The sequence below is a fragment of the Demequina litorisediminis genome, assembly GCF_030161615.1.
GTDB classification, from domain to species: domain Bacteria; phylum Actinomycetota; class Actinomycetes; order Actinomycetales; family Demequinaceae; genus Demequina; species Demequina litorisediminis.
On sequence record NZ_BSUN01000001.1, the window covers coordinates 1,599,068 to 1,619,624 of the forward strand.

Annotated in this window: 20 protein-coding genes, 6 pseudogenes and 1 riboswitch; of the genes and pseudogenes, 8 read left to right on the forward strand and 18 right to left on the reverse strand. The window is 68.6% G+C overall.

Going from position 1 to position 20,557, the window contains the following annotated elements; translation table 11 throughout:
• Positions 1 to 560: 560 nt before the first annotated feature.
• Together QQK48_RS09920 and QQK48_RS09925 are read right to left on the reverse strand one after the other, a co-directional pair.
• Entirely contained in the window at positions 561 to 833 is a 273-nt protein-coding gene (locus QQK48_RS09920; RefSeq protein WP_284328351.1) for a hypothetical protein, read from the reverse strand.
• Positions 834 to 901: 68 nt separating this feature from the next.
• On the reverse strand, positions 902 to 2,668 hold the full coding sequence (locus tag QQK48_RS09925) for a sigma-70 family RNA polymerase sigma factor (RefSeq protein WP_284328353.1): 1,767 nt from the start codon (positions 2,666 to 2,668) through the stop codon (positions 902 to 904).
• A 266-nt stretch (positions 2,669 to 2,934) separates the two neighbouring features.
• Here QQK48_RS09925 and QQK48_RS09930 point away from each other — a divergent pair, with 266 nt between their 5' ends.
• Positions 2,935 to 3,702: a hypothetical protein gene (locus QQK48_RS09930; protein WP_284328354.1), complete on the forward strand. Its 768-nt coding sequence runs from the start codon at positions 2,935 to 2,937 to the stop codon at positions 3,700 to 3,702.
• Between the two features lie 101 nt (positions 3,703 to 3,803).
• Here the strand turns inward: QQK48_RS09930 and QQK48_RS09935 are convergent, their stop codons facing one another.
• From QQK48_RS09935 to dnaK, 4 genes and pseudogenes are all read right to left on the reverse strand, one after another.
• Positions 3,804 to 4,217 (reverse strand): heat shock protein transcriptional repressor HspR, encoded by a 414-nt coding sequence (locus tag QQK48_RS09935; protein ID WP_284328355.1) that lies wholly within the window; start codon positions 4,215 to 4,217, stop codon positions 3,804 to 3,806.
• Between the two features lie 47 nt (positions 4,218 to 4,264).
• A complete protein-coding gene (locus QQK48_RS09940; protein WP_284328356.1) occupies positions 4,265 to 5,224 on the reverse strand; it encodes a DnaJ C-terminal domain-containing protein in 960 nt (319 codons plus the stop codon).
• Between the two features lie 31 nt (positions 5,225 to 5,255).
• Positions 5,256 to 5,492 (reverse strand): nucleotide exchange factor GrpE, encoded by a 237-nt coding sequence (locus QQK48_RS09945; RefSeq protein WP_284328357.1) that lies wholly within the window; start codon positions 5,490 to 5,492, stop codon positions 5,256 to 5,258.
• A gap of 397 nt (positions 5,493 to 5,889) precedes the next feature.
• A pseudogene (dnaK, locus tag QQK48_RS09950) lies at positions 5,890 to 7,752 on the reverse strand (molecular chaperone DnaK).
• 428 nt (positions 7,753 to 8,180) lie between these two features.
• On the opposite strand from dnaK, the gene QQK48_RS09955 reads away from it, so the two are divergent.
• Positions 8,181 to 8,411 (forward strand): rhodanese-like domain-containing protein, encoded by a 231-nt coding sequence (locus tag QQK48_RS09955; protein ID WP_284328358.1) that lies wholly within the window; start codon positions 8,181 to 8,183, stop codon positions 8,409 to 8,411.
• A gap of 1 nt (position 8,412) precedes the next feature.
• On the forward strand, positions 8,413 to 8,583 hold the full coding sequence (locus tag QQK48_RS09960) for a hypothetical protein (RefSeq protein WP_284328359.1): 171 nt from the start codon (positions 8,413 to 8,415) through the stop codon (positions 8,581 to 8,583).
• Positions 8,584 to 8,760: 177 nt separating this feature from the next.
• On the opposite strand, the gene QQK48_RS09965 is transcribed toward QQK48_RS09960, so the two are convergent.
• The 8 genes and pseudogenes from QQK48_RS09965 to dcd all read right to left on the reverse strand — a co-directional run bounded on the left by QQK48_RS09965 (position 8,761) and on the right by dcd (position 13,892).
• The gene (locus tag QQK48_RS09965; protein WP_284328360.1) at positions 8,761 to 9,555 is read right to left on the reverse strand and encodes an isocitrate lyase/PEP mutase family protein; all 795 of its coding nucleotides are present in this window, start codon (positions 9,553 to 9,555) and stop codon (positions 8,761 to 8,763) included.
• 145 nt (positions 9,556 to 9,700) lie between these two features.
• Complete coding sequence (locus QQK48_RS09970) at positions 9,701 to 10,147, reverse strand: ATP-binding cassette domain-containing protein (RefSeq protein WP_348523781.1); 447 nt, start codon at positions 10,145 to 10,147, stop codon at positions 9,701 to 9,703.
• Positions 10,050 to 10,352, reverse strand: a pseudogene (locus tag QQK48_RS19850) (ATP-binding cassette domain-containing protein); the annotation flags it as partial. The pseudogene QQK48_RS19850 and the gene QQK48_RS09970, both read right to left, overlap by 98 nt.
• A 58-nt stretch (positions 10,353 to 10,410) precedes the next feature.
• The gene (locus tag QQK48_RS09975; RefSeq protein WP_284328361.1) at positions 10,411 to 11,985 is read right to left on the reverse strand and encodes an ABC transporter permease; all 1,575 of its coding nucleotides are present in this window, start codon (positions 11,983 to 11,985) and stop codon (positions 10,411 to 10,413) included.
• A 31-nt stretch (positions 11,986 to 12,016) separates the two neighbouring features.
• The gene (locus QQK48_RS09980; protein WP_284329365.1) at positions 12,017 to 12,511 is read right to left on the reverse strand and encodes a thiamine ABC transporter substrate-binding protein; all 495 of its coding nucleotides are present in this window, start codon (positions 12,509 to 12,511) and stop codon (positions 12,017 to 12,019) included.
• The gene (locus QQK48_RS09985) at positions 12,433 to 12,753 is read right to left on the reverse strand and encodes a hypothetical protein (RefSeq protein WP_431308416.1); all 321 of its coding nucleotides are present in this window, start codon (positions 12,751 to 12,753) and stop codon (positions 12,433 to 12,435) included. The genes QQK48_RS09980 and QQK48_RS09985 overlap by 79 nt, the downstream gene beginning before the upstream one ends.
• Positions 12,754 to 12,757: 4 nt before the next feature.
• Positions 12,758 to 13,135 (reverse strand): hypothetical protein, encoded by a 378-nt coding sequence (locus QQK48_RS09990; RefSeq protein ID WP_284328363.1) that lies wholly within the window; start codon positions 13,133 to 13,135, stop codon positions 12,758 to 12,760.
• A 23-nt stretch (positions 13,136 to 13,158) separates the two neighbouring features.
• A riboswitch (TPP riboswitch) is annotated at positions 13,159 to 13,277 on the reverse strand.
• Positions 13,278 to 13,317: 40 nt separating this feature from the next.
• A pseudogene (dcd, locus tag QQK48_RS09995) lies at positions 13,318 to 13,892 on the reverse strand (dCTP deaminase).
• A gap of 299 nt (positions 13,893 to 14,191) precedes the next feature.
• Between dcd and QQK48_RS10000 the strand changes: the two are divergent.
• From QQK48_RS10000 to QQK48_RS10010, 3 genes are read left to right on the forward strand one after another with little or no spacing between them, the layout of a single operon-like run.
• A complete protein-coding gene (locus QQK48_RS10000) occupies positions 14,192 to 15,157 on the forward strand; it encodes a hypothetical protein (RefSeq protein WP_284328364.1) in 966 nt (321 codons plus the stop codon).
• Complete coding sequence (locus tag QQK48_RS10005) at positions 15,084 to 16,169, forward strand: GH36-type glycosyl hydrolase domain-containing protein (protein ID WP_284328365.1); 1,086 nt, start codon at positions 15,084 to 15,086, stop codon at positions 16,167 to 16,169. The genes QQK48_RS10000 and QQK48_RS10005 overlap by 74 nt, the downstream gene beginning before the upstream one ends.
• Positions 16,166 to 16,618 carry a GH36-type glycosyl hydrolase domain-containing protein gene (locus tag QQK48_RS10010; RefSeq protein ID WP_284328366.1) on the forward strand — a complete coding sequence of 151 codons (453 nt, stop codon included), beginning with the start codon at positions 16,166 to 16,168 and terminating at the stop codon, positions 16,616 to 16,618. The genes QQK48_RS10005 and QQK48_RS10010 overlap by 4 nt, the downstream gene beginning before the upstream one ends.
• A 73-nt stretch (positions 16,619 to 16,691) precedes the next feature.
• On the opposite strand, the gene QQK48_RS10015 is transcribed toward QQK48_RS10010, so the two are convergent.
• From QQK48_RS10015 to QQK48_RS10030, 4 genes and pseudogenes are all read right to left on the reverse strand, one after another.
• Positions 16,692 to 16,970, reverse strand: a complete 279-nt coding sequence (locus QQK48_RS10015) for a DUF4349 domain-containing protein (RefSeq protein ID WP_348523578.1) — start codon at positions 16,968 to 16,970, stop codon at positions 16,692 to 16,694.
• A gap of 119 nt (positions 16,971 to 17,089) precedes the next feature.
• Positions 17,090 to 17,701, reverse strand: a pseudogene (locus QQK48_RS10020) (DUF4349 domain-containing protein); the annotation flags it as partial.
• 227 nt (positions 17,702 to 17,928) lie between these two features.
• Positions 17,929 to 18,595: pseudogene (locus tag QQK48_RS10025) on the reverse strand (potassium channel family protein).
• Positions 18,588 to 19,961, reverse strand: coding sequence for a TrkH family potassium uptake protein (locus QQK48_RS10030; protein WP_284328369.1), 1,374 nt, complete (start codon positions 19,959 to 19,961; stop codon positions 18,588 to 18,590). The pseudogene QQK48_RS10025 and the gene QQK48_RS10030 overlap by 8 nt, the downstream one beginning before the upstream one ends.
• Before the next feature lie 183 nt (positions 19,962 to 20,144).
• Here QQK48_RS10030 and QQK48_RS10035 point away from each other — a divergent pair.
• Positions 20,145 to 20,382: pseudogene (locus tag QQK48_RS10035) on the forward strand (helix-turn-helix domain-containing protein).
• Between the two features lie 67 nt (positions 20,383 to 20,449).
• Positions 20,450 to 20,548, forward strand: coding sequence for a 30S ribosomal protein bS22 (locus QQK48_RS10040; protein WP_005504750.1), 99 nt, complete (start codon positions 20,450 to 20,452; stop codon positions 20,546 to 20,548).
• The last annotated feature ends 9 nt before the right edge of the window (positions 20,549 to 20,557 follow it).

Here is a 20,557-nt window from a genome sequence, read left to right on the forward strand (position 1 = left end):
CACTCAGAACGACGTCGGATTGCTCCGGGAGCGCCACCTGACGAGTCACCGGTGCGTCGGAGGACACCCAGTGCGGGCCTTCGAGGAGCGTGACCATTGACTCGCCGGAGAGAGACGGGTTCTCGTAGACGATGGTCAAGGTGAACCCTGCGTAGAGGTTGCGTCCCCAGCCCAACAGCGGGTCGGCGTAGGCGATGTCCGCGAGGGAATACTGTCCTGCACCGGCGGCTGCTACGACGTGCGTGACGTCGGCGCGCGCAAGGTAATAGGTCCACACTCCGTCGGTGACCGAATCAACGGAGTCCGCCTCGACGGTGATGTCGTCACCGTCCGGCGTGCCGAGTGTCGCACCATCGCGGTCGGCGGTCCACTTGTCGAGCAGGCCCCGATTCGCTGACCACTCAAGAGTGGCGCTCTTGACCACCACGCCCTCGGGGAGGCTCACGGTGGTCGAACCGGAAATCGAGGTGCCACCGGCTTCGTTGAGCGGGACCATCGAGTAGTCATTGTTGTTGGAATCGAACTGGCCCGTGCCGGTGGTGAATCCTGATTGGCGCGCCTCAGTGCAGCCGCTGCTTCGCGTGTCGCAACTCATGAGCGGCGCGCCGAACTGCGCTGCGGCGAGCCTTTCCATAGCCCGAATAGCCATACTCCACGTCGTCCGTGGTCTCCGCCGCGAGGCCGGTCGCCACGCTGTAGGTCACGTGCTGGTCGCCTGCGTCGACGGTGAACGTGGTGGTGGCGCCGTCGTTGAGCGTCCCTGACGTCACTGTCACGTCGAGGTCCAGCCCGGCACCGGCTCCGGCGCCCACGCTGGCGGTGTCGCAGGTCAAGACCCGTGCATCGGTGGACAGAGCGCAGAGCCAGCCATCGAGCGCGAAGGGTTCCGCGCTGCTCGGTGCTAGGCGAATCGCGAGGGCGTCCGCGGCTGGTGAGGCGAAGCGCGCTGCGGAGCCCGCTGAGGTAAACGCGAGGCCCTCGGGAAGGGCGATCGTCGCGGTGACGTCCTCGGCATCCGCATCGCCCGCGTTGAGGATGTCCATCGCGACAGTGGGGTTGGTGCGCGCCACGGTGAGGTAGTTGAGCGGCGACCTCGCGATGGACAATGCGACGTGCGAGTGCCGCCGGTCGAACCGCCATCGTCGGTCGAGCCACCGTCGTCCGTGGAGCCACCACCGTCAGTGGAGCCACCGTCGTCCGTGGAGCCACCGTCGGTCGAGCCACCGTCGTCCGTCGAGCCACCATCGTCCGTGGAGCCGCCATCGTCGGTCGAGCCACCGTCGTCGGTCGAACCACCATCGTCCGTCGAACCACCACCGTCCGTGGAGCCGCCATCGGTCGAGCCACCGTCGTCGGTCGAGCCACCATCGTCCGTCGAACCACCACCGTCAGTGGAGCCACCGTCGTCCGTGGAGCCACCGTCGTCCGTGGAGCCGCCATCGTCGGTCGAACCGGAGCCTTCGCCGTCATTGACCTGTGCACGCGGCGGAACATTGACGGACCCGGGTGAGCCGAACGGCACGCTCCCGCCGAACGCCCCAGCCGTGGCATCGTCCGCAGCGCCACTCAACGACGGGGCAGAGTCATCGGCGGCATCGTCCGGCGCGGCCGAAGGCTCCACGCCGGAACCGACGGCACCAGACTCGTCTCCAGGGGTCACCCCGGCCGAGCGGTCCGTGCCGCCATGCGAGGCATCATCGTCGCCACCGGGCAGCAGCGCCCCCAGGAAGCCGGCGCCATTGATCGCCAGCGCGAGGGCGCCTACGGCTGCCGCGGCGGGAAGCGCCACCTTCGTCAGGGCACCCACCACACCGAGAGTGCCAAGGCCGCCGAGGAAGCCCGAGCTCGCCGCACCGCCGGCCGCTCCGCCACCGGCGCCGGCAGCGCCGCCCGCGGCGCTACCGCCGGCCGAGGTCGCACCGGCGCCACCGGGGCCGTAGTAGCCGCCAATCGGAAGGCCGCCCTCGAGAGCGCCCACCCCAAGAATGCCCATGAACAGCGGCGCCACCACCGCACGCAGGCCCCGGTTGACGTCCTCAAGTTCCGCCACGAGGGCGCTACAGCGCTGGCACTCGCGTACATGGCCGTCGATGCGCCCGTGCTCGCGCTTGGACAGGCCGCCACGCACATACGCACCGAGTTGGGTGTTGGCCTCGAGGCAACTGACCTCTACCGAGGTGCTGAGGTGCTGCTGGAGGTACGCCTGGCGCAGGGCCTCGCGGGCCCTGTAGGCCAAGGCCGCCACGCCGTTCGCGCTGAGGCCCAGGAGCGGAGCAATCTCCTTGGGGCTCTTCTTCTCGACCTCGGTGTACCAGAGCACCGCCTGCCAACGCTCGGGGAGGGAACGGTAGGCATCGGCCACCATGGACTGCTCGAACCCGGCGAGAGCGGGCTCGTCCGAGGCGGCCTCATAGCCAAGCGCCGCCTCGTAGTGGCCCATGTCATCGCGGGGGCGCGTGCGCTTGCCCTTCTCGATGAGGTCCATGCCCGTGCGGCGCACAATCGTGAAGAGATATGCGCGAAAGGCCAGGTCAGGGCCGTCGCCGCGCTGCAACGCGCGCAGCACGCGGGAGAAGGCCTCGGAGACCACGTCATCCACGTCAGAAGGGGAGTTGGTGTACTGCGCCGCGACCCTGCGCGCCGCGTCATGGTGGCGCTCGTAGAGCACCCCAAAGGCCGCCGCATCCCCAGCGCGAACGCCGGCGATGAGCCTCAGGATCGCTGGACGTCTCCGTCCACAGCGCGATCGCCTCGGCGCTCATGTTCCCTCAGGTCTCCCCACCCATGGTGACAATCGCCACCTATCGTGTCGTTGACCACTGGTCAAAATCAAGACTCAAGGTGACGGATTCGTCACATTCTGCCCGAAGCGCGTGCAAAAAACTTCCTCGAAAACTCGCGTCATAGGTCCGGAGGCCATCCCTCTCATGGGGTATGACGGACATCGGAACCCACAGGGCACCCACCGCGGCCCTGCTGCGCTCGTGGCACTCCACGAGCGTGCAGAGCGTGTGGCGCCGCCCGGGGGACTGGTACACGCCCGCCGCCGAGGCCCTCGCCGAGGCACTCGAAGCCCGTCTCGACACCGCCCCCGCCGCCTACCGGCTGGGCCAGGCTCGCTCGTCGGCCGGCGTCGGTATCACCGAGGCGATCGACGATATGGCGGTGTTGTTCAAGGCGGCAGGCTTCGCGTCGGCGCCGATCCGTTCCGTCCGCGCACTGTGCGAAGGATGGACCGAGGGCGCGACCGTGGTCGCCGCTCAGCCTCCCGTCGTCGACGCCGAATCGGGCCTGGGAACGGTCGACTATCTCAAGCAGCGCCTGGCGGAGGTGTACGGCACCGCACAACGTCGCGGCGAGCGGGTCCCTGCCACGCATGCGCTCGTGATGGTCGACGTCTCCGTCGACAGCGCGGACCCGTGGCAGCGGATGGCGCGCAACGCGACCATCGGCGAGGCACTGCGCACCGCCTACGGCGACGGGCACCCCATCGCCCGCCTGGGCGACGGCCTCTACGGCGTGCTCATTGTCCGCGACGAGTCGCTGGGCGAGTCGCTCGCCATGCTGCGCGACCACATCGTCCTACGGTCGGCATCGGCCCAGGTAGGAAACCTCACCCGTCAGCCCGCCCGCCTCTGGGTCGAGCCGCTGCCGGAGACCCACGCGTACGCCAGCCAGTTGGTGGATTCCCTTCAGCGCTAGGCGAGTTGGGGGCAGTGGCCCGGTACCGAGCCGAGGGCGGTACCGGGCCATCGCTCTGTCTGGGCCGGGTGCGTCTCTTTTCGTGAGGCCGATGCGCCGGCTTAGGCGTCGTAGCCGCGCCACACCACGAGCGAGCGGCCCTCGTCGCGGTCCGCGCGGCGTCCGCGCTCGACGATGACCACGCGTCCCGTGGGGCCGGTGGTGAAGATGCGCGAGCCCACATCGGCCCGCGGGCGCAACTTCTCGACCTCCGCCTCGAGGCGGTCGACCTGATGCTGCAGGGTGAGGATGCGCTTGATGCCCGCGAGGTTGATGCCCTCGTCCTGGCTCATGCGCTGAATCTCGCGCAGGGTGGCGACGTCGCGAAGCGAATAGCGGCGGCCGCCGCCGGGACGGCGGCGTGGCACCACCAGGCCAAGGCGGTCGTACTGGCGCAGCGTCTGGGCATGCATGCCCGCCAGTTCCGCTGCGGCAGAGATGAGGAAGACGGGTTCATCCACATCGGGGCGTTCCATGTCTTCTCCTTCCCTGGGGCGTGACGCGCGTTGCGGTCAGCGTGTCACTACTTGGCGGCGTCCTCGTAGAGGTGCTCGCGCGGGTCGTGCTTCGCGTCGGCAAGGGCGTAGGCCTGGAGGGCCTCCTTGGCCTGACGGCTCGCCTTGTTCGGCACCGCAATCTGCACCGTGACCAGGAGATCGCCGGTGCCCTGCTTGGTGGTGAGACCCCTGCCCTTGACGCGCAGCGTGGTGCCGAGCCTGGTGCCCGAGGGCACCTTGACCTTCACGCGGTCGCCCTCGAGCGTGGGGACCTCGACGGTGGCGCCAAGCGCGGCCTCGTCAAAGGCGACGGGGAGGGACATGCGGAGGTTCTTGCCGTCGACGGTGAACACCGGGTGCTTGCTCACCCGCACGGTGAGGATGAGGTCGCCGGGCGGGCCGCCGTGGGTGCCCGGCCTGCCCTTGCCCGCGATGCGGATCTTCTGACCGTCGGTGACGCCCACGGGCAGTCGTGTCTTGACCGTGCCGGTCGAGGTGCGCAGCGTGACCGTCTCGCCCACCGCGGCCTGACGGAACGACACCTCGGTGGCCGCCGCCACATCGGACCCCTTCTGGGGGCCACGCTGGCCGCCGCCGAACATGTTGGACAGCACGTCCTCGAAGCCCTGCGCGCGGTACTGCTGCTGGCCGCCGCCGCCGCGACCGCCGCCGCCGAACATCGACGAGAAGACGTCTTCGAAGCCGCCGTTGCCGGTGCCACCGGAGCCCGCCTGAAAGCGCGGGCCGCCTCCGCCCATCGCCCGAATCGCGTCGTACTGCTGGCGCTGCTCCTTGTCGGACAGCACGCCGTAGGCCTCGCCCACGTCCTTGAACCGTTGCTCGGAACTCGCGTCACCGGGGTTGCGGTCGGGGTGGAGGTCGCGGGCGAGGCGACGGTACGCCTTCTTGACGTCCTCCTGCGAGGCGTCCTTGGAGACGCCCAGCGTCGCGTAGAAGTCCTTCGTGAACCAATCCTGGCTAGACATGGGCGTCTCCTTTCTGGGTGACGGCGGTGGGTTACTCGGGCTGCGCGACGATCACGCGGGCGGGACGTACCACGCGATCTCCGACGCGGTGGCCCGGCTGGGCGACCAGGCGAACCGTGGGAACGGTGACCTCGGTCGAGGCCTGCGAGGTGAGGGCCTCATGGATCTGCGGATCGAACTCGTCGCCCACGGCGCCGTAGGACGACCAGCCGAGACGGCCGAGCGTGTCCTCCAGGCTTGGTGGCGATGGAGGCGAACGGGCCGCCATCGAGTTCGCCGTGCTCGCGTGCCGCGGCGATGTCGTCGAGCACAGGGATGAGCCTGCTCGACGACCTTGGCGGTGGTGGCGCCTGCGGCGGCCTCACGGTCGCGCTCCACGCGCTTGCGGTAGTTCACGAACTCCGCCTGGAGACGCTGCAGGTCGGCGAAGTGCTCTGCGGCCTTCGCCTCGGCAGCCGAGAGATCCGAGTCGAGCGCGTCGCCCTCGGTGTCGCCCGCCTCGGCCTGCGCGCGCGCCGCCTCGTCGTTGATGATCGACTCGGCCTCGGCGAGCGGGTCGCGGTCGTCGGGCTCGGGGGTAGGGGTGGTGTCAGTCATGTCACGCCTTCCGTGAGCGGCCGAGGCGGGCGACCGGCATTGATGCCGGTCGCCCGCCCGCGGGTGCGCTACTTCTTGTCGTTCTCGTCGTCGACGATCTCGGCGTCCACCACGTCGTCGTCAGACGATGCGGTGTCCTCGGCAGGGGCGTCGCCAGCGGCGGCATCGGCCTGCTGGGCCGCGTAGACGGCCTCGCCGATCTTCTGCGCCTTCTCGACCAGCACGTCGTGCTTGGCCTTGATGTCGTCGACGTCCTCGCCCTCGAGCGCGGTCTTGACGTCCGCGATCGCGGCCTTCACGTCGTCGGCCACCTCGGCGGGAACCTTGTCCTCGTTCTCCGAGAGGATCTTCTCGGTCGAGTAGGCGAAGGTCTCCGCGTTGTTGCGGGTGTCCTGGTCGTCGCGACGCTTCTTGTCCTCGGCCTCGTGCTCCTCGGCGTCCTTGACCATGCGCTCGATGTCCTCCTTGGACAGTGCCGAGCCGCCGGTCACGGTGATGGACTGCTCCTTGCCGGTGCCGCGGTCCTTGGCGTTCACGTGGACGATGCCGTTGGCGTCGATGTCGAACGTGACCTCGATCTGCGGCACGCCGCGCGGGGCGGGCGCGATGCCGCCCAGGCTCGAAGGTGCCAAGCAGGCTTGTTGTCGCGGGCGAACTGGCGCTCACCCTGGTAGACCTGCACCAGCACGGAGGGCTGGTTGTCGTCGGCGGTCGAGAAGACCTCCGAGGACTTGGTCGGGATCGCGGTGTTGCGCTCGATCAGGGTGGTCATGACGCCGCCCTTGGTCTCGATGCCGAGGCTCAGCGGGGTGACGTCGATGAGCAGCACGTCCTTGCGCTCACCGGAGATGACGCCGGCCTGGAGGGCGGCGCCCACGGCGACGACCTCATCCGGGTTCACACCCTTGTTGGGCTCGCGGCCGCCGGTGAGGCTCCTTGACGACGTCCGTCACCGCGGGCATGCGGGTCGAACCGCCGACGAGGACCACGTGGTCGATCTCGGACAGGCTGGATGCCGGCGTCCTTGATGACCTGGTGGAACGGCGCCTTGGTGCGCTCGATGAGGTCCGACGTCGCCTGCTGGAACTGGGCGCGCGTGAGGCGGGTGTCCAGGTGGACGGGGCCGTTCTCGCCGATCGACAGGTACTGGAGCGAGATGTTGGTGCTGGTCGCGCTCGAGAGTTCCTTCTTGGCCTGCTCGGAAGCCTCACGCAGACGCTGGACGGCGGCCTTGTCCTTGGACAGGTCCACGCCCTCCGTGTTCTTGACCTCCTTGATGAGGTGGTCGACGATGCGCTGGTCCCAGTCGTCGCCGCCCAGGCGGTTGTCACCGGCGGTGGCGCGCACCTGGATGGTGGAGAAGTCGTCCTCGTCCTTGCCGACCTCGAGGAGCGAGACGTCGAACGTGCCGCCACCCAGGTCGAACACCAGGATGAGGCTCGTCTTCCTTGCCCTTGTCGAGGCCGTAGGCGAGGGCCGCGGCGGTGGGCTCGTTGACGATGCGCTGCACCTTGAGGCCAGCGATCTCACCGGCGTCCTTGGTGGCCTGACGCTCGGCGTCGTTGAAGTACGCGGGGACCGTGATGACGGCCTCGGTGACCTTCTCGCCCAGGTACTCCTCGGCGTCGCGCTTGAGCCTTGCCGAGCACGCGGGCGGAGATCTCCTGCGCCGTGTACTTCTTGTCGTCAATCTCGGTGGTCCAGTCCGTGCCCATGTGGCGCTTCACCGAGGTGATGGTGCGGTCCACGTTGGTGACGGCCTGACGCTTGGCGATCTCGCCGACCAGCACCTCGCCGGTCTTGGAGAACGCGACCACCGACGGGGTGGTGCGGGCGCCCTCGGCGTTCGCGATGACGGTGGGCTCGCCGCCCTCCAGGACGGTCACCACCGAGTTGGTGGTACCGAGGTCGATTCCGACTGCTCGTGCCATGAGATGTCCTCCTTGAGATGCGGCCGGGACCGGGGCCCTGGCCTGAGTTGTCGCCGGCTCCGATGAAGTTGAGCCGCCTACGCTCAAGTATGCGCGCTGTCTCGGCGATGTCGTTTGAAACGACAAAAGTTGAGCGAACTCTGCTCAACTTCTGCACATCGACTCCCAAGGTGCGATGTGACTGGAGTGACACGTGAGGCGGACTACGGCCCGGCTGCCGTCACATCGGCCCCATGCATCCCTCCGTACCTTGGGAGTCGTCGGTGCTTGGGGAGTCGTCCGCGTGGCAGGGCCGATGCCGGAGCCGGTTTCTCGCTGACAGGCACCGTGCGGCGGGGCTAGGTTGGCGCCATGACCGATGCGCCCGATATTGCCGCTGCCGCCGCGCACTTCCGCGCCAGCTCGCGTTCGAGACGGATCCGTCCGATGTGGCGGCTGCGCTCGCCGACGGTGGCGCGGACTTCGTCCTGATCGATACGCGCGACGAGCGTGCCTGGCGCCAGGGCCACGCCCGAGGCGCGGTACACATTCCCAAGCCAGACATGCCAGCGCGCATCCCCGAGTACCCCGCGGGCACACGGTTTGTCGTCTACTGCTGGGGTCCGGGCTGCAACGGCGCCACCCGAGCGGGCCTGATCGTCTCCGAGCCTGGGCTATGAGGTGAAGGAGATGATCGGCGGCTTCGAGTACTGGGCGCGCGAGGGCCTCCCGGTCGCCGCCCTCACCGTCGACGTCGACGGTCGCGAGGTAACGGTCGACGCGACCAGGGCGCCGGACCCGCTGACCGCACCGCTCGCATCGGCCGGCGGGGCCATCGCCTGCGTCTGCTGACGGCCCCCACCCAAGGCCCAGTCCCACGCCCCAGTCCCACCTCCCACTGGTTGATTTTGGTCAACGAACGGGCCTTATCTGACCAAAATCAACCAGTCGAGATGTGGGGGAGGAGGTCCGATGCGGGGGACGGTCGCCGGGCGACGGCGATCTACCGAGCGGCGCTCATGAGGTCGTTCAGCCAGGTGTAGTCGGCGCGGTCCCTGACTGAGGCGTAGGTGCCCTGCTCGACCAGGCTCGGTGGCGGCCCGACGGGCAACCTCGTACGCGGCCTGAGCCACCGAGGAGCCCAGGCTGACGCGCGCGACCCCCGCGGCGCCAAGGCTCAGCGATGGTGGGCGAGCCGTCGGCGACCATGATGTTCAGCGGTAGCGGCACCGCCGGCGCCGGCTCGGTGATGAGGCCCATGTCCGCGAGGCCGGGCACAAAGACCCCATCCGCCCCGGCATCGGCGTAGCGCTCGGCGCGTGCCACGGTCTCGGCGAGCAACCCATCCTCAGGCACGAGGCCGCGGAGGAACACGTCCGTGCGGGCATTCACGAAGAGCCCGATGCCCGCAGCGTCGGCAGCCTTGCGTGCCTGGGCGATGCGCGCGGCCGTCTCGACGGGATCGCGGTCGCCGTCTTCGATGTTGATGCCCACGGCACCCGCGTCGATCACCGCGGCAACAGTGTCGTACACGCCCGCGCCGTCGCGCGCGTGGCCACCCTCAATGTCCGCCGTGACCGGGACGGACACCGCGGCCGCAATGGCGCGAATGGCGTCGATGAGGCCGTCGCGATCCAGGCCCTCTCCGTCGCTGCGGCCGCGAGACCACGCGATGCCCGCACTCGTGGTGGCGATGGCCGATGCGCCACAGTGCTCCGCAATGATGGCGCTGCCCACGTCCCAGGCATTGGGGAGCGCGAGCGGTCGGGTCTGGTGGTGAAGGGCGCGGAAGTCTGCGGCGTTGGCCGTGCTGTTCGAGGTCATGGGGCCATCGTGTCGGACGGTGCTCCGGCGTGCTGGCGGGAATCGGACGATGCGGTGACTCCGTTGCGCTGGAGGGACATGGTGGTCACTTCTTGGCCCTTTCTGGCACTCATGTCCCGCCAGGGCGCGTGCTCGGGCACCAGGGCTACTGCAGGACTCCGGCGCTCATCCTCAGCACGCGGGAGGCCATCACCTCGGCCTCGCGGGCATCGTGCGTCACCACGATCGCCGCCGTGCCTGCCGCTGCAAGGATTTCCCTTACCTCGACGGCCAGCCTCGCCCTCAGGTCCGCGTCGAGCGACGAGAGAGGCTCGTCGAGCGCCAGCAGCCGTGGCCGCGGCGCGAGCGACCTCGCAAGCGCCACGCGCTGGCGCTGACCGCCCGAGAGTTCGGTCACGGCACGCTCGCCGTAGCCGGTGAGCCCCACCACCTCGAGGAGCCTCGTCCACGCGTTCGCGGCGCGCATCCCGTGCCATCCCCGACATTTCCAGGCCGAAAGCAATGTTGCGAGCCACGGTGCGGTGCGGGAACAGGCGGCCGTCCTGGAACACCAGGCCAAAGCCGCGCCGATGCACCGGCGACTCGGTGACATCCTCGTCGTCCCAGCGCACGGTCCCCGCCGCGGGCTCCACGATTCCCACGATGGCGCCCAGCAGTGAGGACTTGCCGCAGCCCGAGGGGCCCAGCAGGGCCACCGTCTCGCCCGGTGCCACCGTCAGCGACGCATTGTCGACGGCCAGCACCGGGGGACGGCCGGGGTACTCGACACGCAGTCCTTCGACCGTCAGCCCGCTCACAGATCGCCTCCCACCGTGGTGCGCATGCGCTCCGCCACCATCATGACGGCGGCCGTCATCACCGCGAGCACCACCGCGGCGGCGAAGGCCATGCCGATGCTCTCGATTCCTGGCCGCCCGAGCAGCCGGTAGATCGCCGTGGGCAACGTGGGACGGTCCGGCCTCGCCACGAAGGACGTCGCCCCAAACTCACCCAGCGCGATCGCGAAGGCGAAACCCACCGCCAGTCCGAAGGCTCGTCGCAGCAGCGGCCAGTCGACCGCCACCCACACGCGCCACGGCGCGGCGCCAAGCGTCGCGGCCGCGGACCGCAGACGCGGGTCGATGGCGCGTGCGGGGGCACGAGCGTGCGCACCACGAGCGGCAACGCGACAACGGCCTGCGCCACCGCCACCAGCCACCACGACCCTCGCAGATCGATGCCCAGCAGGGGGCGGTTCAGGGTGAGCAACATCCCGAGACCCACCACCACGGCGGACACCCCGAGCGGCAGCATCACCACCGCGTCCAGCGCGCCCGCGCGTCGCGACCGGCGCGTCAGAAGCGTGGCGACCAGTTGGCCGATGACACACGCGAGGGCCGCGGCGATCGCCGCCGTCACCAGCGAGTTCACGGCCGCCTGTGCGACCGACACGGGCAGCACGGTGCGTCCCGGTGTACTGAACAGGGCCGCGTAGTTGTCGAGGCCGATGCCGTCCGCGGTGCGGAGCGAGCGCCCCACCAGCGAAGACAGCGGGAGGGCGAGCAACACGCCAAGGGTGAGAAGCGTCGGCACCGCCACCCACGCATCGGCCCTGCGGAAGGGGCGTGTACCGTCCAGGCTGCGGCCGCCACTCACGCGCTCGCGGCGGCGCCGTGCGACCGCCGACAGCCACAGCACCAGGGCGACCACCAGCATCTGAAGGATGGACAGCACCGCCGCCGCACGCAGGTCCAGGAACTGGTTGACCTGCAGGTAGATCTCCGTCTCGAGGGTCCGCACCCTGGTGCCTCCCAGCACCAGCACCACCCCGAACGACGTGGCACAGAACAGGAACACCACAGATGCCGCCGACGCGATCGACGGCATCAGCGCGGGCACCGTGACGTGCGCGAACACGCGCCGCCTGTCCGCCCCGAGCGTGCGCGCGGCCGCGGCGGTGGCGGGGTCGAGCCCCGCCCACGTGCCGCCGACCATGCGGACCACCACGGAGACGTTGTAGAACACCAGCGCCGCAGCAATCGCGATGACCGACTGATCGAGGCCGAGGAAACCCAGGAGCCCCGAGCGGCCCAGCAGGGCCGAGAACGCGGAGGCGACCACGATCGTCGGCAGCACGAACGGCACCCCCACGATGGCGCGCACCGTGCGCTGGCCGCGCCACCGCAGCCGGTACAGCACGTACGCGCCCGGAATGCCCAGCACCAGCGACCCCACCGTGCCCGCGGCGGCGAGGCCAAGGGTGGTGACCACGGCATCGGCCGACCGGGAATCCGCGAGCACCGCCCAGGTTCCCGCCGCGTCGAAGCCGCCATCCAGGAGACCGTGCGCGATGACCGAGGCGAGCGGCCACAAGAAGAACAGGCCGAGGAACGCGAGGGGCACGGAGGCCAGCAGCCACCAGGCGAGGGTCCGGTGCGCGGCCCTGCTCATCACGTTCCTCGGCCTGAGTCGTCGCGGACGGTCAGTCGATGACGACCGACGTCCACTCGTCGATCCACGCGTCACGGTTCGCCGAGATCTCGGACGGGTCCAGCGTGTGGGGGGCGTCGGACAGGGGTGCGTACTCGGCCCAGGCCTCGGGAACGTCCACCGACGTCGACACGGGGTACACGTACATGTTGTCCGGGACCGATGCCTGGAACTCGTCCGAGAGCAGCCAGTCGATCACTGCCTGGCCGGCGGTGGGGTTCGCGGCGCCCTCGAGGACGCCGGCGTACTCCACCTGGCGGAAGCACGTGTCGAGCAGGGCCGCGGACGTGGGCTCGCCGTCGATGACCTCCGAGGGAGGCGAGGATGCGTACGAGAGCACCAGCGGATAATCGCCGCCATAGTTGGGCACCGAGAAGTCGGTGAAGTACGTGTCCGACCACGAGGCCGTCACGCGAACATCGTTCTCGCGCAGCACTTGCCAGTAGTGCTGCCAGCCGTCGGCGCCCCACTCGTCGACCGTCGCCAGGAGGAAGGCGAGGCCGGGGAGGAGGTGGCGGGGTTCGTGATGGACAGCAGGCCCGCGTACTGGGGGTCCGTGAGGTCGCCGATCTCCTGCGGGACCTCCAGGCCGTTGTCCTCGAAGTACGCGATGTCGTAGTTCAGACACACGTCCGAGTAGTCGATCGCGGTCAAGGCGGCGGAGCCGTCGATCGCGTACTGCGCGGCGTCGCCCGCAGCCGGGGCGGTGGACTCGTAGTCCGCGAACACGCCCTCATCGATGGCGCGCGATGCGAACGTGTTGTCGACACCGAACACGACGTCGCCGAGCGGCGCGTCCTTGGTGAGGATGAGCCTGGTTGACCAGCGCGCCGGCGTCTCCGGGCGCCGTGAACTCGACGGTCAGTCCCGTCGACTCCTCGAACGCCGCGAGCACGTCGTCCGGCACCGCGAACGAGTCATGGGTGACGACCGTGACGGTCTGGCCGGTGAAGTCGGTGGTGGACTCAGTGCTTGCGCCGGTGCTGGCCGATGCCGACGGTGCCGCTGCACTGGCGCTCGCCTCGGCATCGGCGTCCTCTGCGGAGCAGGCGGCGAGGGTCAACGTGGTCAGGGCGATGGCCCCGAAGGTGGTGGCGTGCGCGATGCGCATGCGTGTGCCTCCCATTGCTAGGAGGGGATCGAGTCTCGACTCCCTACGCCGGTATCACCCGGATCAGGTTCGAGGGTCTGCGGCGGTTCCGCACTCTCAGCGCTCTGATTCCCTTGCGGGAAGCGCTCCCCTGTCGTGTCCGGCCAGCATAGCGCCGGGCGCTCCAGCCAGGAAACTCCCTGCTAGACGTCGATGCGGTGGAAGTTCTGGAAGCCTGCGCGATGCCGTGGGGCCACGCTGGCCGCGGTAGCGCGAGCCGTACTTCTCCGAGCCGTAGGGGTGCTCGGCGGGGGAGGACAGGCGGAAGAAGCACAGTTGGCCGATCTTCATGCCGGGCCACAGGTTGATGGGCAGCGTCGCGGTGTTGGACAGGCTCGAGGGTGACATTTCCCTCGAAGCCCGGGTCGATGAAGCCCGCGGTCGAGTGCGTCAGCAGGCCGAGGCGGCCCAGCGAGGACTTGCCCTCCAGGCGCGCTGCGACGTCGTCGGGGAGCGTGACGGACTCGTACGTGGAGCCGAGCACGAACTCGCCGGGGTGGAGGACGAAGGGGCCCTCGGTGATGTCCACCAGGCGGGTGAGCTCGGGCTGGTCGATCGAGGGGTCGATCGACGCGTACTTGTGGTTGTCGAAGACGCGGAAGTACCGGTCCAGCCGCACATCGATCGACGACGGCTGAATCATCTCGGGGTCCCACGGGTCGAGGGCCACGCGGCCAGCCTCGATCTCGGCGCGGATGTCTCGGTCGCTGAGCAGCATGGCGCCCAATGTACTGGGCTGCGCTCGGTGCCGGTACTGGGTGATCGCTGCCGCTGCGGATCGAGGCCGCCGTGCGCACCACATTTCCCGTGCGTCCGCGTTGGCAATGGCCGGCTCGGCGCGGCCAGAACCCCGAGTCAGGGGGTGTGCGAGGAAAACTGTGGTGCGCACGGCGGCAACCCGGCCAGTCGCCCGCCGTTGGTCACAAAATCGAAACGTTTCGTCGCCGGGGTCGCAACGTTTCGATTCCCGCACTACGATGGGCGCGGATCACCCTGCTTATCGGAAGGCCTGCCCCCATGCAGTTCGGACACTTCGACGACGAGGCGCGCGAGTACGTCATCACGACTCCGCACACCCCGTACCCCTGGATCAACTACCTCGGCGCGCAGGACTTCTTTGGTCTCGTCTCGCACACCGGCGGCGGCTACTCCTTCTACCGCGACGCGAAGCTTCGCCGCCTCACGCGCTACCGGTACAACAACGTGCCGGTGGACGACGGCGGCCGCTACTTCACCATCAACGACGGTGGCGACGTGTGGAGCCCCGGCTTCCGTCCGTACAAGACGGAGCTCGACCGCTTCGAGACCCGCCATGGCATGGGCTACACGCGCATCACCGGCGAGCGCGGCGGCCTCGAGGCCTCGGTGCTGTTCTTCGTGCCCGTGGACACCAACGCGGAGATCCACCAGGTCACGCTGACGAACACCTCGGACGCCGACAAGTCCGTCTCGCTGTTCGCCTTCCTCGAGTTCTGCCTCTGGAACGCCGAGGACGATCAGACCAACTACCAGCGCAATCTCTCCATCGGCGAGGTTGAGGTGGTCGACGGCGCGATCTACCACAAGACCGAGTACCGCGAGCGTCGTGACCACTACGCCGTCTACGGCGTGAACGCCCCCATCGAGGGCTTCGACACCGACCGCGACACCTTCCTTGGCTTCGGCAATGGCTTCGACGAGGCCGCCGTGCCGCACGCCGCCAAGTCCGGCGACTCGATCGTCTCCGGCTGGTACCCGATCGCCTCGCACCACCTCAAGGCCGACCTTGAGCCCGGCGAGTCCCGCACCTTCACGTTCGTCCTCGGCTACCTCGAGAACGACCGCGACAACAAGTGGGAGGCGCCCGGCATCATCAACAAGTCGGGTGCGCGCGAACTGCTCGCCCGCTTCGCGACCAACGAGGCGGCCGATGCCGCGTTCGCCCAGGCTCAACGACTACTGGGACGGCCTGCTCGGCTCGTACACCGTCACCTCGGGCGATGACCGCCTGGACCGCTCGGTGAACATCTGGAACCAGTACCAGTGCATGGTGACCTACAACATGTCCCGCTCGGCTTCGTACTTCGAGACCGGCATGGGCCGTGGCATGGGCTTCCGCGACTCGTCGCAGGACCTGCTGGGCTTTGTCCACCTGGTGCCCGAGCGCGCTCGCGAGCGCATCATCGACATCGCCTCGACCCAGTTCGAGGACGGCTCGGCCTACCACCAGTACCAGCCGCTCACCAAGCGCGGTAACCACACGCTGGGCTCTGGCTTCAACGACGACCCGCTGTGGCTCATCCTCGGTGTGGCCGCCTACGTCAAGGAGACCGGCGACTTCGGCATCCTTGACGAGCAGGTCCCGTTCGACAACGACGAGTCGAAGGCAGCCTCCCTCATGGAGCACCTGCGCCGCTCGTTCAACCACCCGCTCGACAAGGCCGGCCCGCACGGCCTGCCCCTCATCGGCCGCGCGGACTGGAACGACTGCCTCAACCTCAACTGCTTCTCGACGGAGCCCGGCGAGTCCTTCCAGACCACCGGCAACAAGTCCGGCGGCGTCGCGGAGTCGATCTTCATCGCAGGCATGTTCTGCGCGATCGGCCCGGAGTATGCCGCGCTGGCGCGCCGCCGCGGCGACGTGGCCGAGGCCGAGCGTGCCGAGAAGGCCGTGGCGGATATGCGCGCCGCGGTCACCGAGCATGGCTGGGACGGCGAGTGGTTCCTGCGCGCCTACGACTACTACGGCAACAAGGTCGGCACCCACGAGACCCAGGACGGCCAGATCTGGATCGAGCCCCAGGGCTACTGCATCATGGGTGGCGTGGGCGTCGAGGACGGCAAGGCCGTCCAGGCCCTTGACTCGGTGCGCGAGCGCCTCAACACCCCGCATGGCATCGTGCTGCTGAACCCCGCCTACACGGAGTACCACGTGGAGCCTGGGCGAGGTCACGAGCCTACCCGCCGGGCTACAAGGAGAACGCGGGCATCTTCTGCCACAACAACCCCTGGGTGATCATCGCCGAGACCGTCGTGGGTCGCGCCGAGTACGCCTGGGAGTACTGGAAGCAGATTGCCCCCGCCTACCGCGAGGAGCAGTCCGAGGTACACCGCCTCGAGCCGTACGTGTACGCGCAGATGATCGCCGGTAAGGACGCTGCCCGTCACGGCGAAGCCAAGAACTCGTGGCTGACCGGCACGGCCTCGTGGAACTTCGTGGCCGTGTCCCAGCACCTGCTGGGCGTGCGCCCTGGCTACGACGGCCTGATCGTCGACCCGTGCATCGGCGCCGAGATCTCCGAGTACACGGTGCGCCGTGTCATCCGTGGCGCGACCTACGTCATCACGGTGACCAACTCGGGCGGCAAGGGCGCGACCCTCACGGTCGACGGTCAGCCGATCGAGGGCAACGAGGTCCCGTACGCCGAGCCCGGCGCGACCGTCGAGGTCACCGCGACCGTCTAGGCTCCATCCGTCATTTGGATCCATTTGGTTCGTCTAAGCCCTGAGGTGAACCAAATGGATCCATTTGACGTTTCTAGGGGCGGGTTTCGTCGTCGTCGGCCGATGCTGGCGTAGGCACCATCGGCTGCGGCGTCTGCGCGGCACTGGCGACGCCGCCGGGGCGGCGCGGGTGACGCTTGCGACGTGCCCGGACGGCGAGGGCCACCACGACGGCGACAACGCCCGCGACGACCGCCCACGGCAGCAGGACTCCGACCACGACCAGCGCGCCCGCAAGGAAGTTCACGAGCCCATTCCAGCCCGACTCGAGGCCGTCGAGGAACGACGCAGGTGAGTCGTCCACCTCGACCACGGGTTCCGTGGTGAGCGACAGGCTCGATGGTGGACATCGCCACTTGGTCGTTCAGGCCACGTTGGCGAGCCTCGAGGCTCTCGAGCTCGGCCTGACGGCCGTCGAGCCTCGTTCTCCAACGTGATGATGTCCTTGATGGCTTCCGCCTCGAGCAGCAATGCCTCGATGCGCTCGGTGGAGTTCTTGAGCGTCGAGATCTGCGCCTCGAGGTCGGTGACCTCGTTGGTGACGTCGGCGGAGTCGGTCGAGTACTCGTCGACCGTGCCGAGCCCGCGCAGGTTGGTGACGACGCCGTCCAGGTCTCCCGCGGGGATGCGCAGGGTCATCCATGCGGAGCCGCCGTCGTACTCACTCGGGGCAATCTCGTTGCGCGCATCGACGCGCCCGCCGGCGGCTCTCACGATCGTCTCGGCCTTGGTGGCGGCCGCGACCGGGTCGTCCACGGTCATGAACATGGACCCGGTGATGATCACGGCGCGGTCCGTGTCTGCGGCGTAACCCTCGGCGGCATCGGCATCCTGTGCGGATCCGCTCATGACGTCCTCGGACTCGCCCCCGCCATCCGCCATGTCTGCCTCGGAGTACGACATGGCGGACGCGCTGTCCCCGGCGCCGCCGTCGCTCGAGGAGCAGCCTGCGAGGAGCCAGGCGAGGGCGGCAAGGGCGACGACCGCGACCCCCGTGCGAAGGGGTCGCGACCCCGCGTCAGTGCGAGTGATCATGGCGCTCATGCTAGGGAGACGCCTGGGCGCGCGGAAGCGTTGGGGGGTTGCGGTTGAGTCACGGTTGGGTCACGGCATCGTCGCAGGTCAGCGCCCGTCCGGTACCGGGAATCCACCCCCTCCACGATCTGTTTGGCCCCCGCTGGGGACGGATGCGGACAGATGAGGCACATGAGGCCTACCCAAGGGCCACACCTGCATCACGCGTCACATGTGGGGGCCAAACGGAAGCGACGTTAGGGGCGCTGCGCGAACCGCTCGACGAGGTCGCCGTCTCCGCCGACCACCAGCAGGTCGTCGGCGTGGATCACGGTGGTCTTGGAGCCGTATTCGAACTCGCCTCCGGGGGACATGACGCCGATGACCTGGATGCCGTACTTGCCGCGCAGGTTGAGGTCCGCGAGCGAGAAGTTGTGCGTCTCCTGCGGCGGCGTCATCTTGACGATGGTGAAGCCCTCGTCGATCTCGATGTAGTCGAGCATCTTGCCGCCCACGGAGTGGGCCACGCGAACGCCGGACTGCGACTCGGGAAGCACCACGTGGTGCGCGCCGATGCGCCTCAGGATGCGTGCGTGCTCCTCGGAGATGGCCTTCGCCCAGATCTCCTGCATGCCCATGTCCACGAGGTTGCCGGTGATGAGGACCGAGGCCTCCAGCGACGTGCCCACGCCCACCACGGCTGCGGAGAAGTCCTTGGCTCCCAGCCTGCTCGAGCGCGCGGGGGTCGGCGGCATCGGCCTGCACCACGGGAAGGCGCTTGGAGACGCGCTCCACGAGCGCGGCGTCGCGCTCGACGGCGAGCACCTCGACGTCCATCGAGTCGAGGGTGTCGGCCAGCGCCGTCCCGAACCGGCCAAGGCCGATGACGAGCACGCCCGATGCGGTGGACAGGTTGCTAGCCAATGAGGGGCCTTTCTGACGGGTAGCGGATCACACGCCGCTGCTTGTTCAACGCTAGCGCCGCGGCGATCGTCATGGATCCCACACGCCCGACGTACATCATGACGATGAGCGTGATCTTCGCGTCGTCGGGCAGGTCGCTCGTAATGCCGGTGGTGAGCCCGCAGGTGGCGTAGGCGGAGATGACCTCGTACAGCGAGCGGTCAAGGGGGATGTCGGTCTGCGCCATAAACACGGTGGTGCCGACCACGATGATGGCGATACCGATCATCGTGACCGCGACCGCTCCGCGCAGCACCTCGGTGCCCACACGCTTGCCGAAGGCCTCCATGTCGCGGCGGCCGCGCGCCTCCGCCATGATCGCGAGCAGCAACACCGCGACGGTGGTGACGCGGATGCCGCCCGCTGTCGACCCCGAGCCGCCACCGATGAACATCAGCACGTCTTCGAGGAGCCAGGTCTGCTCGCGCGCGTCGCCAATGTCGAAGGACGCGAAGCCGCCCGAGCGTTGGTTGATGGACTGGAAGAAGATGTTGCCGATGGTGTCGGCCGTGGAGTGCGCGCCGAGCGTCGCCGGGTTGGACCACTCAAAGATGGCCAGCAGCACGGCGGAGATCACCATGAGTGCGCCGACCATGACGAGGGTGAGCCTGGTGTGCAGCGACCAGGTGCGGGGCCGGCGCCAGTTGCGGACCAGGTTGAGGTAGACGGGGTAGCCGAGCGCGCCGACGAGGACGCCGAGACCCAGCGGGACCAGGATCCAGAAGTCGTGGGAGTACGGGTAGAGGCCCACGGGGTCTGGCGAGAAGCCCGCGTTGTTGAAGGCGGAGACGCCGTAGAACACCGAGTAGCCGATGGAGCGTCCCCACCCGTAGTCGAGGGTGAGGAAGCGGGGGATCAGGATGAGCGCGATCGCGATCTCGACGGAGAAGGAGACCACGAGCACCGTGCGCAGCAGCGAGCGCAGGTCGCCAAGGCCGCTCGCACGGGCCTCGCCGGCTGCGAGGAGGCGCTGGGTGAGGCCCAGGCGCCTGGACACGGCGAGGCCGATGAGTGACGCGAGGGTCATGATGCCGAGGCCGCCGACCTTGATGCCGGTGGCGATGATCGCGAGGCCCCATCCCGACCAGTACGTGCCGGTGTCGACGGTGGTGAGGCCCGTCACGCAGACGGCGGAGGTGGCGGTGAAGAGGGCGTCGATGAAGGGTGCCCTGTGGCCGTCTGCGGTGGCGAACGGCAGTGACAGGAGGCCCGCGAACAGGAGGATGACCAGGGCAAACGATCCCAGCGCGAGCCGGGCGGGGGAGCGAAGCGCGCTACGGGAGAAGATCTCTCCCAGGGCGGCCTTGACTCCGCGCAGCCTCTCCATGGATCCCCTTCGTCGCGGCCGTCCCTGCGGGGCGGCGTCACGCGGGCGCGAGCGTGCTCGCGGCCCTCACCCCTCATCATCGGCCGTTTTCACTTACTTCACAACTGTCACTTCAGCCCCTACAGTAGAGCCAGGGTTCGGCCGATATAGCAGCCGGAGATCCTTCGAGGGGAGCAAGACTGCATGGCTGACAATGGCGCCGCACGGACCACCTTCCTCACTGTGGCCGAGGTGGCTGAGCCTGCTGCGCGTTTCGCGCATGACGGTCTACCGCTGGGTTCACGCCGGCGAGATCCCTGCCGTGCAGTTCGGACGTTCGTACCGCGTGCCCCGCGCAGCCGTCGAGCAGTTCATGGAGCAGGCCGGCTACGAGGGCTTTTCACACCAGAGTGACGACCGCCGCTCCGGCACGGTAGGCTAAGTCCTCGTCTGTCGCGTCCAGCGCGCACTGGACGCCGTAGCACTGTCAACGATTCGAGGTAGGTTCCGTGGGATCCGTCATCAAGAAGCGTCGCAAGCGCATGTCGAAGAAGAAGCACCGCAAGCTGCTTCGTAAGACGCGCCACCAGCGCCGCAACAAGAAGTAACGTCCCGCC